This is a genomic window from Sorangium sp. So ce119 (assembly GCF_051524405.1).
Classification (GTDB): Bacteria; Myxococcota_A; Polyangia; order Polyangiales; family Polyangiaceae; genus Sorangium; species Sorangium cellulosum_G.
Window position 1 is genome coordinate 407012 of the sequence record NZ_CP150310.1, and the last position, 15209, is coordinate 422220.

The following is a 15209-nucleotide window of genomic DNA, read 5'->3' on the forward strand; positions in this document are numbered from 1 at the left end:
ACCTACAGGCAGCGCAGCACGTTGTCGCGCACGAGTTGCCAGATCGTCTCCGGGATGTCCCCCAGCCAGCGCGCATCGCGCTCCACGGGCGTCTCGGCGTCGTCGAGCGGGTCGTCGGGGCTGTAGACGAGCCGCCAGAGGCGCTCGCTCACCGAGCCGTTCCTGTCGATCACGAAGCGCTGGACCAGCTTCTTCGCGAGCTCCTCGCCCTCGACGTCGAGGAGCAGCACCGGCGCCGCCACCTTGACCGCGCGCAGCGGCTTGAGCCGGAGATAGGCCCCCTTCACGAGGTCGACCTCGTCCGGCGGCTCGAAGCCCGCCTCGCGGAAGTCGACCGGGGCCTTTGTGTTGCCGACGAGGTAATACTCTCCCTGGGTCTCGGCGAGGATCGCGCCGCCCAGCCTTCCTACGCGTGCCATCTAGACCTCCTCCGCGGTGACGCTCTCGTCCGAGAGCACGAGCGTGCGCCCCGGCGTCTGGCCCGGGAGCGCTTCCCCATCCCATGTGTACTTGTTCGTATATCCGCGCGGCGTGACCATGTACCCCTCGAACATGAAGGTGTTGGTCGAGCCGACGAGCACCGTGGTCAGCATCCCGATCTCGTAGTCGAGGAAGTGGTCGACGTCGGTGAGCACCGCGCTCTCCAGCTTGCGGTAAGCGCTCTTGACCAGCGCCACCGGCGTCGTGCCCGCGCGGTGCTGGCGGATGATCTCCTGCGCCCGCACGATCTGGCGCGTGCGCCGCCCGCTCGCCGGATTGTAAAGGCCGATGACGAAGTCCGCGGCGGCGGCGGCCTCGAGCCGCCGCTCGATGACCGGCCACGGCGTCAGGAGATCGGACAGGGAGATGGCGCAGAAGTCGTGTCCGAGCGGCGCGCCGACGAGCGACGCGCACGCGTTGAGCGCCGTCATGCCGGGGACGATGCGGAGCTCCGGCGACTCGCCCCGCTTCCAGCCGATCTCCTCCAGCACCTGGAAGACGAGCCCGGCCATGCCGTACACGCCCGCGTCGCCCGACGAGATGATCGCGACCCGCGCGCCGTCCCGCGCCCGCTCCACGGCGGCGCGCGCCCGGCCGATCTCCTCGGTCATGCCGGTCTTGATGATCTCCTTGCCCTCGATGAGGTGCTTCACGAGCCGGATGTAGGTCGTGTACCCCACGATGAGGTCCGACGCGGCGATCGCCTCGAGGGCGGCGCGCGACGCGTGCTCCTCGGCGCCGGGGCCGATCCCGACGATCGACAGGACTCCTCTGTCACCCATGGCTCTCCTCGACGTTCCGCTTGGGGAAGGGGACGCGCGCCACGGCGAGCGTCATGGACCGGCCGACGCCGGGCTCGGTGTAGGCGCGCTTCGGCACGAGCAGCCGCGCCGCCCCGGCCGCGCGCAGGGCGGCCGGCTCGGCGACGCCCCGGGCGCCGACGTGCTTCTTCACGGTCTCCGACGGGTTCTCGATGCCCTCGGTCGCGTCGAGCTCCTCGGGAGTGAACGTGACGAGCGGCCACCCCCGCCGCGCGGACAGCGCGAGCAGCGCCTCCTCGTCGGCCTTCTTGTCGATCGTCGCCAGCGCCTTCACCGACCCCGCCGAGAGCCCGTGCTCCTCGAGCAGCCGGTCGACCCCGCGCTCCACCATGTCGAGCGGCGCGCCGCGGTCGCAGCCGACGCCGAGCACGAGGCTCTTCGGGCGGTAGATCACCGCGCGCTCGACGATCGCGGGGTGCGAGCGGGCGAGGTCGCGGTCGGTCGCGACGAGGAGGATCTCCCACGCGTCGGGGTCCACGCCGTCGAGCGACGTCGCGTAGCGCACGCCGGGCGGGAGCGGCCTGTCCTCGGGCCAGAACGAGGGCTCGCCCGCCTCCTGGACGAACAGCACGGGCGCTGCGTTCACGACGGCGGCACAGCCGCGCGTCACGTTGCGGTCGGGGTCGTCGAGCGTCCAGCCGAGCTCCCGGCCGAGGATGTCGACCGTCAGCGTCCCGAGCGCGTCGGACGCCGTGGTCACCACCGGCTGCGCGCCGAGCAGCGCCGCCACCTTCTCGGTGAACGCGTTGCCCCGCCCGACGTGCCCGGAGAGCACGCAGATCGAGAACCGCGCCGTGTCGTCGACGCACACGACCGCCGGATCGACCTTCTTGTTCTTGAGCAGCGGCGCGATCATCCGCACCACCGCGCCCACGCTGATCACGAACACGTGGCAGTCGTAGGCGGTGAACGCCTCGTTGAGCAGCGGCCCCATCGGCAGCGGGAGCGGCTTCGCGCCCTCCGGCGCCCCGTCGAAGAGCTTCTGCGACACGTAGAGATCCGCGCCCGGGAGCCCCGGGGCGAGCTTCTTCGCGATCTCGATCCCGTGGCGGGTGATCGCGTAGACGGCGTACGGCTTGCGCGCGGCGATCATGACGCCTCCGGTTCGTTAACAGCCTTGTCGAAGCTGCCCGGAAGCGACGCCTCGGCCTCCCCGACGAGCAGCCCGCTGCGCTCGCCGCGCGTGACAACGATCATGGCGAAGCAGTCGCCCCGCTCGCCCTCCGCGGCGCGGAGGTCGCGGACGATGCGCTGCTCGGGCATCGTCGCCTTGGACACGAACACGGCCCGATCGAGCAGGCCCGCCCGCGTGAGCGCCTCGGTCACCTTCGGCATCTCCGAGCCGATCTTCATGAGGACCACGGTGTCGAAGCGCTGGAGGACGTCGGTGAGGTCGTCGACGCCGTACGTGGCGGGGAGGATGGCGATCCGCTCCTGCCCGTCGGCGAGCGAGAGCCCGCTCACGGCCGGGACCGCGGTGACCGAGGTGACGCCGGGGACGACCTCGACCTCGAGCCCGGGGAGGCGGCGGAGCGCCTCGCGGCGGACATAGACGAACGTGCTGAAGAGCGACGGATCCCCCTCGGTCGCGAACGCGACGGAGAGGCCGCGCGAGAGCCGGTCGCAGATCTTCTCGACCGCCGCGTCGACGTACGGGCGGACGCGATCCGGGTCCTTGCTCATCGGGAAGGTGAGGAGCAGCCGCTCCTGGTCCTGCCGCTTGCCGACGACCGGCGAGAGGATCCGGTAGGCCATCGAGGCGCCGAAATCCGAGCTGCGGGGGAGCGCGAGCACGTCCGCGCCCTCCAGCACGCGCACGGCGCGCAGCGTGAGCAGATCCGGCGCGCCCGGGCCGACGCCCACGCCGTGGAGCTTGCCGAGGCCGCTCATGACGCCTCCGCGGGGGACGGCGCGGGCGGCGCCGCTCCCTGCGCCTTCGCCGGCTTCGTCGCGGCGAAGACGTGGATCGGGTTCAGCGCCTCGTAGCGCATGTAGCGCGCGAGCGGGACGCCGCGCGAGACCGAGAGCAGCGTGACCTCGGGGTCGAGCCCCCGCGCCCGCAGCGCGCGGTACGCCTCGGCCACGTTCTCCATCGTGATCGCGTTGACCACGAGCCGGCCACCGGGCCGGAGCCGATCGAGCGCCGCCGTGATGATCTCCTCCATGCTCCCCTTGCTCCCGCCGACGAACACCGCGTCCGGGTCCTCGAGCGCCCCGAGCGCCTCGGGCGCGCGGCCCGCGACGACGCGCACGTTGTCGACCCCGTGCGTGCGGACGTTGTCCCGGCAGATCTCCACGCCCTCCGGGTCGACCTCGATCGCGTAGACGCGGCCGAGGGGGCAGAGCATCGCCGCCTCGATCGAGACCGACCCCGAGCCGGCGCCGATGTCCCAGACCACCGCGTCGGGGCGGATCGCCATCGACGCGATCGAGAGCAGGCGCACCTCGCGCTTCGTGATCAGGCCGTTCTTCGGCATGCGCTTCGCGAACGCGTCCTCGTGCAGGTAGGGGACGGCCGGCGGCGGCCGCCACGCCGGATCGCTCCGGAGGAGCAGGAGCACGTTGAGCGGCCCGATGTCCTCGCACGACGCGAGCGCGGCGAGCTCGAACGCGCGCACGCGCTCGCCCGCGCCCGCGAGGCTCTCGCAGACCCACGCCTTCCAGCCGGTGTCGCCGTGCTCGATGAGCCGCGCGGCGAGGCGGGCCGGGGAGCTCTCGCCGTCGGTCAGCACCGCGACCTTCGAGAGCCGGCGCAGGCGCGTCGCGAACCCCTCGGGCGAGCGCCCGTGGACCGAGACGAACGCCGCGTCGTCCCAGGCGATGCCGGTGCGCGCGAACGCCCACTGGACCGAGCTCAGGCTCGGGATGATCTCGACGTGCTCGCCGCCGAGCTTCCGGACGACGAGCGCGCCGATCCCGAAGAACAGCGGGTCGCCCGAGGCGAGGATGCACACGTTCTGCTCGGCCGACAGCGCCTCGACGCGCTCGAGCGCCGCGGACAGCCCGCCCTTGAGGGCGATCTTCTCGCCGCGGAACTGGGGGAAGAACTCGAGGTGCCGCTCGCCCCCCACGAGCACCTCGGCCCGCGCGACGGCGTTCGCGGCGCGGCTCGACAGGCTCGCGCACCCGTCGTCGCCGATGCCGACGACGGTCACGGCGCGGCGCGCGCTCATCGCGCCACCTGCGCCGGCCCCGGGGCGCTTGTCGCCTGCGCCGCCTGCGCCGGTCGCGTCGATTCCGCCGAGAGGAGCAGCAGCGCGTGGACGATCGCGACGGCGATCGGGCTCCCGCCCTTGCGCCCGCGCGCCACGATGGAGGGGAGCCCCGACTCGATCAGCGCCTCCTTCGACTCCGCCGCCGACACGAACCCGACCGGCACGCCGATCACGAGCGCCGGCCGCGCGCCCTCCTCGCGGGCGAGGCGCACGACCTCGAGCAGCGCCGTCGGCGCGTTGCCGATCGCCACGATCGCCCCGTCGAGCAGCCCGAGCCGGTGCGCCTTGCGCATCGACTCGATCGCGCGGGTCGAGCCGGCCGCCGACGCGGCCTGGATGACGTCGTCGTCCGAGATGAAGCAGTGGATCTTGCAGCCGTAGGAGGCGAGCCGCTGCTCGTTCAGGCCGACGCCGATCATCTTCACGTCGACGAGGACCGGCGCGCCGCCCTTGAGCGCCGCGATGCCCCGCGCGATCGCCTCGGGGTGGAGCCGCATGAGCGACGAGAACTCGAAGTCCGCTGTCGCGTGGATCACGCGGCGGACGACCTGCCACTCCGCGTCCGGGAACCCGTGGTCGCCGACCTCCTCGTCGATGATCGCGAAGCTCCTGTCCTCGATGCGCCGGCCGAGCGCGGTCATCTGCCGCATGTCGTTCGCCGCGCGCCCGTCATCACCGATCGTGGCACCGCTCATGGATCCTCCGCTCTGTCTGCGCTGGCGCCGCCGGCCGGGTACCGGCCGAGCAGCGCCCCGTTGAAATCGACGAGGCAGGCGTGCACCTCGAGGGCGCCGCCCGCGTGCCGCGAGGTGTGCTCGACGACGCGCCGGCAGATCCCGCCGGGCACGCCGGTGAGCCCCTCGCGCTGGCACAGCTCGAGCACGTGCCGCGCGGTGTTCGCCTGCCGGATCTCCGCCGCGATCTCGGGCCGCGCGCCGAGCTCCTCGGCGATCTGCGCGAGCAGCTCCATGCTCACCTCCGAGCCGGCGGCGTGCGTCATCATCTTGCCGTCGGCCATCTTCGAGAGCTTGCCGATCATGCCGACGATGATCGCGCGGGCGATCCGCCGCCGCGCGGCGTGGCGCACCCCGGTGCCGATGAAGTCGCCCACCTGGATGAACGCCTCCTCCGGCAGCTCCGGGTAGAGCTTCATCGCGTACGCCTCGGACTTGCCGCCGGTGGTCAGCGCCAAGGTCGCGATGCCGCGCTCGGCGGCGACGTCGATCGCCTGCACCACGCTCGCGCGGAAGGCGGCGGTCGAGTACGGCTTCACGATCCCGCTCGTCCCGAGGATCGAGATCCCGCCGATCAGCCCGAGGCGCGCGTTGATGGTCTGCTTCGCCATCTCCTCGCCCTGGGGGACGCTGATCGTGACCGTGGCCCCGGCGAAGCCCGAGCCCTCGAGCTCCTCGAGGACCATCTCGGTGATGTTCCGGCGCGGCACGGGGTTCACGGCCGGCGCGCCGACCGGCAGCCCGAGCCCCGGCTTGGTGACCACGGCGACCCCGTCGCCGCCGCGGATCTCGACGCCCGGCTCGCGGCGGAGCTCGACCTCGGCGACGAGCTCGGCGCCGTGGGTGCAGTCCGGGTCGTCGCCGGCGTCCTTGATGACGCTGCACGTGGCGCGCGGCCCGTCGCGGTCGCAGCGCTTCAGCGGGAAGGTCACCCGCTGCCCGTTCGGCAGCGTCGTCTCGATCGCGTCGACCGCCGCGCCGCGCGCGAGCACGCGCGCCGCCGCCTTGGCCGCGGCGGCCGCGCACGCGCCCGTCGTGAACCCCTCGCGCTGCCCTTTCGGGTCCCTCGGCCGGAGCTCTGCCATCCAGAATCCTGAACGATTACAACGACTTCTTCAGCGGGTTGTTGAAGAAGCTCTCGAGGAGCACGCTGCCCTCCGGCGCGCCGAGCGAGGCGAGCCGGTCGCGGATCGGGTAGATGACGGCGCCGTCGCCCGCGCAGAGCACGGCGTCGCGGGGGCCGCCGGCGACGTGGTCGCCGACGAGCGCGCACGCGCGCGCCGGCCGCTCGGGGTGGCCGACAGGGAGGAAGCCGCCGGCGACCGTCAGGCGGGCGGCGGCGGGGAGGCGCTCGCGGACGAACGCCTCGGAGACGAAATAGCCGTCGTCCTCGACGAGCCAGAGCAGGTCGAGCTGCGCGGCGCCGGCGGCGGCCGCGCTCCGCGCGATCCCGAGCGCCGCGGTGATCCCGGTGTCGGTGGCGATCACGAGCGCGCGGCCGGAGAAGCCGGGCGGGAGCCGCAGCTTGCCCCAGGGGCCGCTCCACTCGAGCTCCGCGCCGACGGCGATGTCGTTGAGCACGTTCGACGCCGGCCCGGCGCCGATGCGCTTGACCGCGATCTCGACGGTGCGCTGCTCGGCGTCGCTCGAGAGCATCGAGTAGGCGCGCTTCGCGAGCTTGCCGCCGGGCAGGGTGACCCCGCTGTTGATGATCACGTACTGCCCGCCGGCGAAGCCGAGCTCCGCGCCGTCGACGCGCTCGACGCGCAGCAGCCGGGCGCCCTGCCCGATCGGCGCTGCGTGGGCGATCCTGATCTTCGCGCTGCCCTGGGCCATGGGTCGACTCCGTCTCCTCGGCTCACTCGGCCTGCGCTGCTTGGTCTGATTCCTCGGATTGCTCTGCCGGGTAGATCTCGTGCACGAAGTCGTGCATCTCCTCGAGCTCCCGGTAGAGCCGGCCGAGCCCGTCGACCTGGGCGCGCAGGTCGAGCTCGACCTGCTTCGTGAGGATGAGCAGCGAGCGCAGGTAAGGCAGCTTCGCGTCCCCCGCCGGGGTCTTCGCGACCTTCTCCTGGAGCTCGGCGAGCGACCCCTCGAACAGGCGCGCGAGGTTCCTCAGATCTCCGGCGCGCAGCATCGCCGAGACCGGACCCGGCTCGGCCGCCGCGGGGCCGAGCTCGGCGAGCTCGTGCGCGCGCTCGCCCGGGTCGTCGATGCCGAGGATGTTCATGAGCCCAAGGCGGAGCGCGGCGATCTCGTGACAGGCCATATCGGTTCTCCTGTGCGGCCTCCTACCAGCTAGGGAGGAGGGCGGGAAGGCGCGGACGACGCGGTTCGACGGGCGCCGCGTCCATGCCAGGCGGGCCCCCGCGTCGCGCGATCGACACCCGTGAGGCGCCCGCGGCGGACGCTCGCGAAAGGCGATCGGATCATCGTCCTGGCCGAGCCGTAGCGAGGCGCGATCCATCATTGCATGATGTCGTCGACGAGCCGCGCCACGAGGCGGTCGCCGAGCAGGTGTTCTTCCACGAGGTCCTTCGCGTCCTCCTCGCGGACGCCCCGGTACCAGACGCCATCCGGGTAGACGGCCACCGTCGGCCCCTCGCCGCAGCGCCCCATGCATGACGTCCTCGTCACGCGGATCTGCTGCTGCTGGCCCGCCTGCTTCAGGCGCCGGCGCAGCGCCTCGAGCAGCGCCAGGCTGCCGCGGTCCACGCAGTCGGCGTTGCCGCAGACGAGCACGTGCTTGCGCAGCGAGCGGTGCGCGTGCGGGTGGTTCGACGCCTGCGTGTGCGTCAGCGTGTGGCGCACGCTGTAGAGCATCGCCTTCAGCCCGCCGACCTCCCGCGCGAGCCCTGGCAGGGCGGTGCGGTACATGCAGGTGTCGCAGGGCAGCGGCGCCTCGCCGGCGAGCGCCTGGCGCGCGCGCTCGTCGATGAGGCCGGACAGCGCGCTCGATCGGCCGAGGTGCGGCGCGAGCGACGCGCGGATCCACGGGTACGTCGCCGAGAAGCGATCGACCTGCTCGGCGAGCTTGGTCATGAGCCGCCCGGCGAAGAGGAAGTAGGGGACGACCACGACGCGCTCGGGCCGCTGGCGCGCGACGCGCTCCAGCGTCTCCTCGACCGAGGGCCGGGTGATGCCGATGAACGTCGGCTCGACGAGCTGGAGCCCCCGGCCCTCGCCGATGAGCCGCGCCATCTTGCAGAAGTCGCCGTTCGCGTCCGGGTCGCTGGCCCCGCGCCCCACCACGACGAGCGCCGTGCGGGCGCGCGCCGCCGGATCCTCCGGCAGCACGGACGCCGCCCGCTCGAAGGCGATCTCCGCGAGCGCCGGGTGCACGCCGAGGGGCCGCGCCGCGGAGAAGCGCACGCCCGGGAAGGCGGTCCGCGCCTGCTCGAGCGCGAGCGGGATGTCGTTCTTCACGTGCCCCGCCGCGAACAGGAAGAGCGGCACGACGGCCACCCGGGACACCTGCGCCGCGAGCGCCGCGAGCGCGTCGGCGAGGTGCGGCGTCGCGAGCTCGATGTACCCGTGCTGCACGACGATCCCGGGCCGCGCCGCGCGGTGCTCGGCCACGAGCGCCTCGAACTCGGCGTTCGACGCGGCGTCGCGGCTGCCGTGGCCGATCAGCAGGAGCCCTTCGTCATGCATGCGAGCGCCTCCTCCAGGGTGAGCGGAAGTCCTGCGCGGCCGCGCGGCTCGGCCGACGTCATCCGGGTCCAGAGCTCCGCGACCCACGGCCGCCTGAGCCGCGCCCGCGCGAGGAGCTCCCCCCGCGCGAACACCTCCCGCGGCGGCCCGTCCGCGAGCACCTGCCCGTCGCCGAGCAGGACCGCGCGCGTGGCGAAGAGCGGCACGAGATCGACCGCGTGCGTCGCGGTCACGAGCGTGGTCCCCTGCTGCTCCGAGAGCGCGCGCAGCGTCCGGCACAGGGCGAGCTCGCCTTCGGGGTCGAGCCCCGCGGTCGGCTCGTCGAGCAGCAGGACGCGCGGCTGCATCGCGAGCATCCCGGCGATGCACGCGCGCTTGCGCTCGCCGAAGCTCAGCGCCTCGATCGCGCGATCGGCGAGGTGCGCGATCTGCACGGCGGAGAGCGCCGCCTCCGCGCGGCGCCGCGCCTCGGGGGCGGGCAGGCCGAGGTTCCGCGGGCCGAACAGGACGTCGTCGAGGAGGGTCGCGCCGAGGAGCTGGTCGTCCGGGTCCTGGAGCACGAGCGCGGCGCCCGCGGCGACAGCGTCCGACGGCGAGCCCACGCGGCGGCCCGCGATCTCGACGCCGCCGCCGGGCGCGGGGAGGAGCCCGACGAGCGCGCGGAGCAGCGCGGTCTTGCCGGCGCCGTTGCCGCCGAGCACCGCCACGGACTCGCCCTCGGCGACGTCGAGGCGCACGTCGCGCAGCACGGCCGCGCCGCCGCGGTAGCCGATCGCCGGGGCGCGCAGCGCGATCGCCGGGGGGCGCAGCGCGATCGCGCTCACCCCGCGCCTCCCGCGGCCACGCAGAGCGTCAGCGCCAGGGCGGCGGCGGCGGCGAACGCGAGGTTCGCTGCGGGCGCGCTCGCGCGGCGGTCGGCGACCGGGAGCTTCCCCCGGTAGCCGCGGAGCTGCATCGCGACGGCGGCGTGCTCGGAGCGCTCCAGCGTCCGGAGCGCCACGACGCCGGCGACCGCGCCGGCCGAGCGCGCGGCGGCGGCCGGCCGCGTGAACCCGCCGCGGAGGGCGGCGGCGCTCCACGCGCTGTCGGCCGCGCGCTGCAGCACGCCGGCGAAGCGCCGCGCCAGCGCGAGCAGCTCGACGAGCGCCGCGGGCGCGCCGAGCCCGGCCAGGGCCGCCTCGATCTCGGCGGGGGCGGCCGCGCGGGAGAGCCACTTGAGCACCGCGGCCGCCGCGAGGACGCGCGCGCCGATCGCCGCGGCGCGGCGGGCGCCCTCGCGCGTGAGCGCGTCGAGCGGGAACGCCGCGCCGGCGAGCAGCGGCTCGCCCGGGGTGAGCGCGAGCGCGAGCGCCGCCGCGACGCCGCCGATCCACGCGGCGGGCGCGAAGGCGCGGAGGATGGCGCCCGCGGTCAGGCCCTGGAGCCGGAGGGCCGTGCAGGCGAGGACGAGCAGCGCGGCCGGCGTCCAGGGCGAGCGCGCGCCCGCGGCGACGCAGCACGCCGCCACGGCGGCCCCGAGGCGGAGCCGGGCGTCCACGTCGCGGAGCCGGCCGCGGGGCGGCGCGGGCGGGTCACTCCGCACGGAGCTCGTCGCCGCCGGCCTTCGCGGCGGGCTGATCGGCGCGCTCCACGAAGAGCACGCGCGAGAAGTAGCCGACGGCGAAGCCGGCGAGGAGCCCTGCCCAGAGGAACGCGAAGAGGAGGAGGTCGCCCTCCAGGCCAGCGAAGAGCGGCCCCGTGTCGTGGCGCCCCGCGTCCTCGGCGACGCGGCGGACAACGGCCTCGTCGACGCCGTCCCAGGACGCGTCGCCGCACCCGGCGAGCCAGAGCGCCGCGGCGAGCGGCAGCGCGGCGAGCGGCAGCGCGGCGGTGAGCCGGAGCGCCGCGGCGAGCGGCAGCGCGGCGCGCCAGAGCGCCGCGGCCGGCCGGTGCAGCCTCGGCGGACGGGTCACGACGCCCCCGCGGCGAGCGGGACGACCCGGAGCCGCTCCAGGATGTCGGGCCGCCGGGAGCGCAGGAAGACGAGGGCCCCGGCGGTCATGGCGCCCTCGAGGAGGCCGAGCGGGAGCTGGGTGGGGACGAAGGCGAGCGCGACGGCCGTGAACATGGACGTCACCGACCCCTCGCCGGCGAGCCCGAGGGCGAGCTCGAGCGCCGTCGTCGCGTACGTCGCCCAGTCCGACGTCACGCCGGCGAGGAACCCCGCGACCCACAGGTTCGCGCCGCAGCGCCGCGCGAGCCGGAAGGCGAGGTACCCGGTGAAGGCGCCCGCGATGCCCATCGACGCGACGTCGGCGCCGAGCGTGGTGAGCCCGCCGTGCGCGAGGAAGAGGGCCTGGATGAGGAGCGCCACCACGGTGACGAGGACGGTCATCCAGGGCCCGATGAGCACCGCGGCGAGCCCGGTGCCGCACGGGTGGGAGCACGTCCCCGCGGTCGGCACCGGCACGGGCATGCACGAGATCGCGAAGACGGCGGCGGCGACGAGGCCGACGAACGGCTTGTAGAAGGCGTCCTGCTGGGTGCGCTGCCGGAGCAGGTGGAGGGCGATCGCGACGAAGGGCAGGGCGAGCGCGTTCCAGACCGCGCACCACCCGAGCGGCAGGACGCCCTCCGCGAGGTGCATCGCGGCCGCGGGCCTCACGGCGAGCGATGCGGCCAGGAACGCGGTAAAGAGGACGACGGGGCGGCCGGGAAGACCGATGTTGGCGCTCCGGGTGAAGTCCGCACCCGAACGCCACGAAGACGTGCGCAAGCTGCACCTCGTGGGACTCGGGTAGGTCTCCCGGCTCATGGGTTCGGGGAGCTGTTCGAGCTCCCGGCGCTGCGTCCACCTTCCCGGGTCTCTTCAGGAGGCCCAGTGGTCTTCGGATGCAGCTCCCCATTCACGGTGGCGGGACCGCGCCGGATTCGCACCGGCTTCCCTGTTATGCCCCTGAGGGCACCCGAGGAAACAGATTGTCAGATGGATGCTCGGTAGTCCCGTTTCGCGCCCGGCGTCAAGGAGGTCGCGCCGCGCCCTCGCCGTCCAGCCCGCCCTGTGCCGTCCTGGCCCTCGTCCGAGGGGCCGGCGCTCTTCGCCGTGGCTCGCCGTGCTCGCCTCCCGCGTCGCGCCTCACGTGCCCGCGAGCGGACGGTCCGGTGCCGCCGTGGTGCGCCGCGCGCGCGATGTTCCGCCCGCCGAGCAGCCAGGCGGCGTCAGGGAGCGAGCTTCTCCTTATCCATCAACGCATTGCTGGAGGCCGAGAAATTGACCGAGACGCACGACCGGGGCCGATTGGTCACTTTCTGGCCTTCGTGCTTCCGTGGTAAACACACTTTACTTTCCACGCGCCTGGACGCTGCTCGCCCGGCGCCCGCCTGGGAATGCGTTCACAGGGGGTTTCTTGCGGGTTCGGTCGTGAGCGCCGCTACGTTTCTCGTCGCAGGGCGCTTGGTTCGTCCTGGCTCTTTACTTACATGAGCCGACGTCCAGCGCCTGCCGTGCTGCGTCGTGCCGAGCGCGGATTGACGAGGCGAGCGGGCTTTGGTGCTCTCTCTTCTCGGGACCCGAAGAGCTCGTCGCGTCGAATGCTGTCTCGTATGGATGGGTATGCCCGGCTCGGACGTGCATTCCATGAATTCGGGCGTGCGCGCGTGGTCGCCCGGCTGCCTTCGTGGCGTGAGCGATTCGCGCACCGGCGCGCACGCCTTGCACTTTGTTATCGACAGCGGGCTCTCGGGTGCCACACTCTGGTCACCGCATGCGCGCCGGCGCAGCCCCCCAGCCCGGAGCGCATGCGGTCTTTCTTGTACGCCGCGGCGGACGGTTGGTGTTCCGGCGCGGTTCCCCCGCCGCGCTCATGTTGGGTCCCCCCTCCGGCATGATGCGCGGTCTTTTTTTATGCGCTGTTCGTCACTTCCCGGTGAATGCGGCCTGCGATTTCGACAGGAACGCTTTCATTCCGATTTTCTGGTCCTCGCTGCCGAAGAGGGCGGCGAACGCCTGGGCTTCCAGCTCGTTGGCGGCGGCGAGGTCGAGGCTCTCGCCGCGCAGGAGGACGCGCTTGGCGGCGGCGACGGCGAGCGGCCCGCGCGAGGCGATCTTGAGGGCGGTCTCGCGGGCGCGCGCGAGGAGCTCGGCGGCCGGGAAGACGGCGTTGACGAGCCCGATGGCGAGCGCCTGTTCGGCGGTGATCATGTCTCCTGAATAGACGAGCTCGCGGGCCCGGCCGACGCCGACCCGGCGCAGCAATCGCTGGGTCCCGCCGAACCCCGGGATGACGCCCAGGTTCACCTCGGGTTGCCCGAGCCTGGCGCCTTCCGCCGCGTAGATGAAGTCGCACGCGAGGGCGAGCTCGCACCCGCCGCCCAGCGCGAAGCCGTTCACGGCGGCGATCACCGGGAACGGCGCCGTTTCGATGAGGTCGGCGAGCCGGTGTCCCGCGTCCGCGAACCGCTTCGCGGCGATGCTGTTCATGGCCGCCATCTCGGCGATATCGGCGCCCGCGACGAACGCCTTGCCGGCCCCGGTGAGCACGGCCGCGCGGACCTCGTCGCCCTCGGCGGGCGCGAGGAGCTCCTGGAAGGCGGCGGTGAGGTCGCCGAGCACGGCGGGGTTCAGGGCGTTGAGCTTGTCGGGTCGCTGGATGGTCACGGTGGCGACGTGCCCCGCGCGCTCGACGGCGACGAACTGGAGGGCACCGCGAGCAGGGACCCCCGGCTGCTGTTCTTGAGCGGTCATGACCGGTGGTTAGCAGCGCGCCGCGCCGGGGGGAAGCGCGGCCGAGCGCCGCGGGAGGCGCCGTGATGTGCCCGCCCGGGGCTGCTATGCTGAGGACCGTGGCTGACGCGACGAGCGAGCGAGCCGGCGAGCCTGGTACCGCTGCTCATCGCTCCGAGGGCACGAGTCCTGGCGCGCGGAAGGCCCTTGTTTTTGGGCAGGAGGGGGCCCGTCAACCATTCTGCGGTACTGCCATCTCTGCTGGGACCGCTCGAATCTCGGCCACAGATCTTCCCCGACCGCGTCATCCGCTGATCTGGGGTGGCCGACGCAGTCATTGCCAACCCCCACCCCCCCACCGCCCCTCAGAGAGAGCCAGCGGGGGAGGGGGCGCCGCGCGGGGGGCCGGCGGGGTAGGGCCCCACAAACCCGAGCGCCGGCCCGCTCCTCGAGATGCCCTCCCGGACCGACCCACCCTCTCCCACGGCAATAGCCCCCCAAAAGGCGCGAGTTTGTGGGAGGGGCCCCCGCCGGCCCCCCGCGCGGCGCCCCCTCCCCCGCTGGCTCCGCTGCAGGATCCTACACCGCTGGCTCCGCTGCAGGATCCTACACCGCCCGCCCCGTCTTCTGCCCCTTGTCGTCGTACACGTAGAACCCCCGCCCGCTCTTCTTCCCGTACCACCCCGCCGCCACCAGGTTCCGCAGCAGCGTGGGCGCCCGGTACTTCGAGTCCCCGAACTCCCGGTGCAGCACCTCCGCGATCGACAGCACCGTGTCGAGCCCGATCAGGTCCGCCAGCTCGAGCGGCCCCATCGGATGGTTCAGCCCGAGCCGCGCCCCCGCGTCGATGTCCTCCGGCGTCGACAGCCCCTCCTGGAGCGCGAAGCACGCCTCGTTGAGGAACGGGATCAGCATCCGGTTCACGATGAACCCCGGCTGGTCCTTCGACGTGATCACCGTCTTGCCGAGCCCCACCGCGAGCGCCCGGACGGCCTCGTACGTCGCGTCCGACGTCTGCACCCCGCGGACGAGCTCGACCAGCTTCATCAGGGGCACCGGGTTCATGAAGTGCATGCCGATGACCAGCTCAGGCCGGCTGGTCACCGCCGCGAGCCGCGTGATCGAGATCGACGACGTGTTCGACGCCAGGATCGCCCCCTTCGGCATCGCCGCGTCGGCGAGCTTGAAAATGCCGCTCTTGACGTCGAAGCTCTCGGTCACCGCCTCGACCGCCAGGTCGATCTCCGACAGCCCGGCGATGCCGTCGGCCACCGCGACCCGGCCGAGGAGCGCCTCCCGCGCCTCGGCGGCCATCTTGCCCTTCTCCACCTGCTTCGCGAGGATCGCGGCGATCTGGGCCTTGCCCGACTCGGCCAGCGACCTAGAGACGTCGCACAGGACCACCTCGAGGCCCGCGGCCGCGGCGACCTGGGCGATGCCTCGCCCCATCTGGCCCGCGCCGATCACCCCGAAGCGCTTGATCGTCGTAGCTTCCATGGCCGCGGTTGATAGCCGAAGCCGCGCGCGCGGTGAACCGCCGATCCCGCCGATCCCGCGCCCCGCGGCCGGCGGACGTCCCCGGCGCAGAAGCGCGCGAAAGCTC

14 protein-coding genes, 1 pseudogene and 1 riboswitch are annotated in these 15209 nt (G+C 73.4%); all 15 genes and pseudogenes read right to left on the minus strand.

Translation table 11 applies throughout. The features are described from left to right. Positions 1 to 2 precede the first annotated feature (2 nt). Positions 3 to 1262 (minus strand): annotated as a pseudogene (gene cobJ / locus WME76_RS01610) (precorrin-3B C(17)-methyltransferase). Next, complete coding sequence (locus WME76_RS01615) at positions 1255 to 2394, minus strand: cobalt-precorrin 5A hydrolase (protein WP_437958467.1); 1140 nt, start codon at positions 2392 to 2394, stop codon at positions 1255 to 1257. The pseudogene cobJ and the gene WME76_RS01615 overlap by 8 nt, the downstream one beginning before the upstream one ends. After that, positions 2391 to 3191, minus strand: a complete 801-nt coding sequence (gene cobI, locus WME76_RS01620; protein ID WP_437958468.1) for a precorrin-2 C(20)-methyltransferase — start codon at positions 3189 to 3191, stop codon at positions 2391 to 2393. The genes WME76_RS01615 and cobI overlap by 4 nt, the downstream gene beginning before the upstream one ends. Then, complete coding sequence (gene cbiE, locus WME76_RS01625) at positions 3188 to 4474, minus strand: precorrin-6y C5,15-methyltransferase (decarboxylating) subunit CbiE (RefSeq protein ID WP_437958469.1); 1287 nt, start codon at positions 4472 to 4474, stop codon at positions 3188 to 3190. Before cbiE ends, cobI begins: the two co-directional genes overlap by 4 nt. Then, positions 4471 to 5211 (minus strand): precorrin-8X methylmutase, encoded by a 741-nt coding sequence (locus WME76_RS01630; RefSeq protein ID WP_437958470.1) that lies wholly within the window; start codon positions 5209 to 5211, stop codon positions 4471 to 4473. Before WME76_RS01630 ends, cbiE begins: the two co-directional genes overlap by 4 nt. Further along, positions 5208 to 6335: a cobalt-precorrin-5B (C(1))-methyltransferase gene (locus tag WME76_RS01635; protein WP_437958471.1), complete on the minus strand. Its 1128-nt coding sequence runs from the start codon at positions 6333 to 6335 to the stop codon at positions 5208 to 5210. Before WME76_RS01635 ends, WME76_RS01630 begins: the two co-directional genes overlap by 4 nt. A 16-nt stretch (positions 6336 to 6351) precedes the next feature. Beyond that, entirely contained in the window at positions 6352 to 7086 is a 735-nt protein-coding gene (locus tag WME76_RS01640; RefSeq protein WP_437958472.1) for an FAD-dependent oxidoreductase, read from the minus strand. Positions 7087 to 7108: 22 nt separating this feature from the next. Beyond that, on the minus strand, positions 7109 to 7519 hold the full coding sequence (locus WME76_RS01645; protein ID WP_437958473.1) for a DUF3209 family protein: 411 nt from the start codon (positions 7517 to 7519) through the stop codon (positions 7109 to 7111). Between the two features lie 197 nt (positions 7520 to 7716). Beyond that, complete coding sequence (locus tag WME76_RS01650; RefSeq protein ID WP_437958474.1) at positions 7717 to 8904, minus strand: CbiX/SirB N-terminal domain-containing protein; 1188 nt, start codon at positions 8902 to 8904, stop codon at positions 7717 to 7719. After that, positions 8880 to 9728 (minus strand): energy-coupling factor ABC transporter ATP-binding protein, encoded by an 849-nt coding sequence (locus WME76_RS01655; protein WP_437958475.1) that lies wholly within the window; start codon positions 9726 to 9728, stop codon positions 8880 to 8882. The genes WME76_RS01650 and WME76_RS01655 overlap by 25 nt, the downstream gene beginning before the upstream one ends. Continuing rightward, positions 9725 to 10486, minus strand: a complete 762-nt coding sequence (locus tag WME76_RS01660) for a CbiQ family ECF transporter T component (protein WP_437958476.1) — start codon at positions 10484 to 10486, stop codon at positions 9725 to 9727. Before WME76_RS01660 ends, WME76_RS01655 begins: the two co-directional genes overlap by 4 nt. Beyond that, positions 10476 to 10856: a hypothetical protein gene (locus WME76_RS01665; protein WP_437958477.1), complete on the minus strand. Its 381-nt coding sequence runs from the start codon at positions 10854 to 10856 to the stop codon at positions 10476 to 10478. The genes WME76_RS01660 and WME76_RS01665 overlap by 11 nt, the downstream gene beginning before the upstream one ends. After that, positions 10853 to 11530: an energy-coupling factor ABC transporter permease gene (locus tag WME76_RS01670; RefSeq protein WP_437292439.1), complete on the minus strand. Its 678-nt coding sequence runs from the start codon at positions 11528 to 11530 to the stop codon at positions 10853 to 10855. The genes WME76_RS01665 and WME76_RS01670 overlap by 4 nt, the downstream gene beginning before the upstream one ends. Before the next feature lie 132 nt (positions 11531 to 11662). Then, positions 11663 to 11868, minus strand: a riboswitch (cobalamin riboswitch). A gap of 931 nt (positions 11869 to 12799) precedes the next feature. Further along, complete coding sequence (locus WME76_RS01675) at positions 12800 to 13627, minus strand: enoyl-CoA hydratase/isomerase family protein (RefSeq protein ID WP_437958478.1); 828 nt, start codon at positions 13625 to 13627, stop codon at positions 12800 to 12802. 585 nt (positions 13628 to 14212) lie between these two features. After that, positions 14213 to 15103, minus strand: coding sequence for a 3-hydroxyacyl-CoA dehydrogenase family protein (locus tag WME76_RS01680; RefSeq protein WP_437958479.1), 891 nt, complete (start codon positions 15101 to 15103; stop codon positions 14213 to 14215). Positions 15104 to 15209 lie beyond the last annotated feature (106 nt).

What these genes read in the sequence shown, in the direction of transcription:
- WME76_RS01615 (WP_437958467.1), bottom strand. Translation starts at nt 2,394, where the DNA reads ATGATCGCCGCGCGCAAGCCGTACGCCGTCTACGCGATCACCCGCCAC.
- cobI (WP_437958468.1), bottom strand. Translation starts at nt 3,191, where the DNA reads ATGAGCGGCCTCGGCAAGCTCCACGGCGTGGGCGTCGGCCCGGGCGCG.
- cbiE (WP_437958469.1), bottom strand. Translation starts at nt 4,474, where the DNA reads ATGAGCGCGCGCCGCGCCGTGACCGTCGTCGGCATCGGCGACGACGGG.
- WME76_RS01630 (WP_437958470.1), bottom strand. Translation starts at nt 5,211, where the DNA reads ATGAGCGGTGCCACGATCGGTGATGACGGGCGCGCGGCGAACGACATG.
- WME76_RS01635 (WP_437958471.1), bottom strand. Translation starts at nt 6,335, where the DNA reads ATGGCAGAGCTCCGGCCGAGGGACCCGAAAGGGCAGCGCGAGGGGTTC.
- WME76_RS01640 (WP_437958472.1), bottom strand. Translation starts at nt 7,086, where the DNA reads ATGGCCCAGGGCAGCGCGAAGATCAGGATCGCCCACGCAGCGCCGATC.
- WME76_RS01645 (WP_437958473.1), bottom strand. Translation starts at nt 7,519, where the DNA reads ATGGCCTGTCACGAGATCGCCGCGCTCCGCCTTGGGCTCATGAACATC.
- WME76_RS01650 (WP_437958474.1), bottom strand. Translation starts at nt 8,904, where the DNA reads ATGCATGACGAAGGGCTCCTGCTGATCGGCCACGGCAGCCGCGACGCC.
- WME76_RS01670 (WP_437292439.1), bottom strand. Translation starts at nt 11,530, where the DNA reads ATGCACCTCGCGGAGGGCGTCCTGCCGCTCGGGTGGTGCGCGGTCTGG.
- WME76_RS01675 (WP_437958478.1), bottom strand. Translation starts at nt 13,627, where the DNA reads ATGACCGCTCAAGAACAGCAGCCGGGGGTCCCTGCTCGCGGTGCCCTC.
- WME76_RS01680 (WP_437958479.1), bottom strand. Translation starts at nt 15,103, where the DNA reads ATGGAAGCTACGACGATCAAGCGCTTCGGGGTGATCGGCGCGGGCCAG.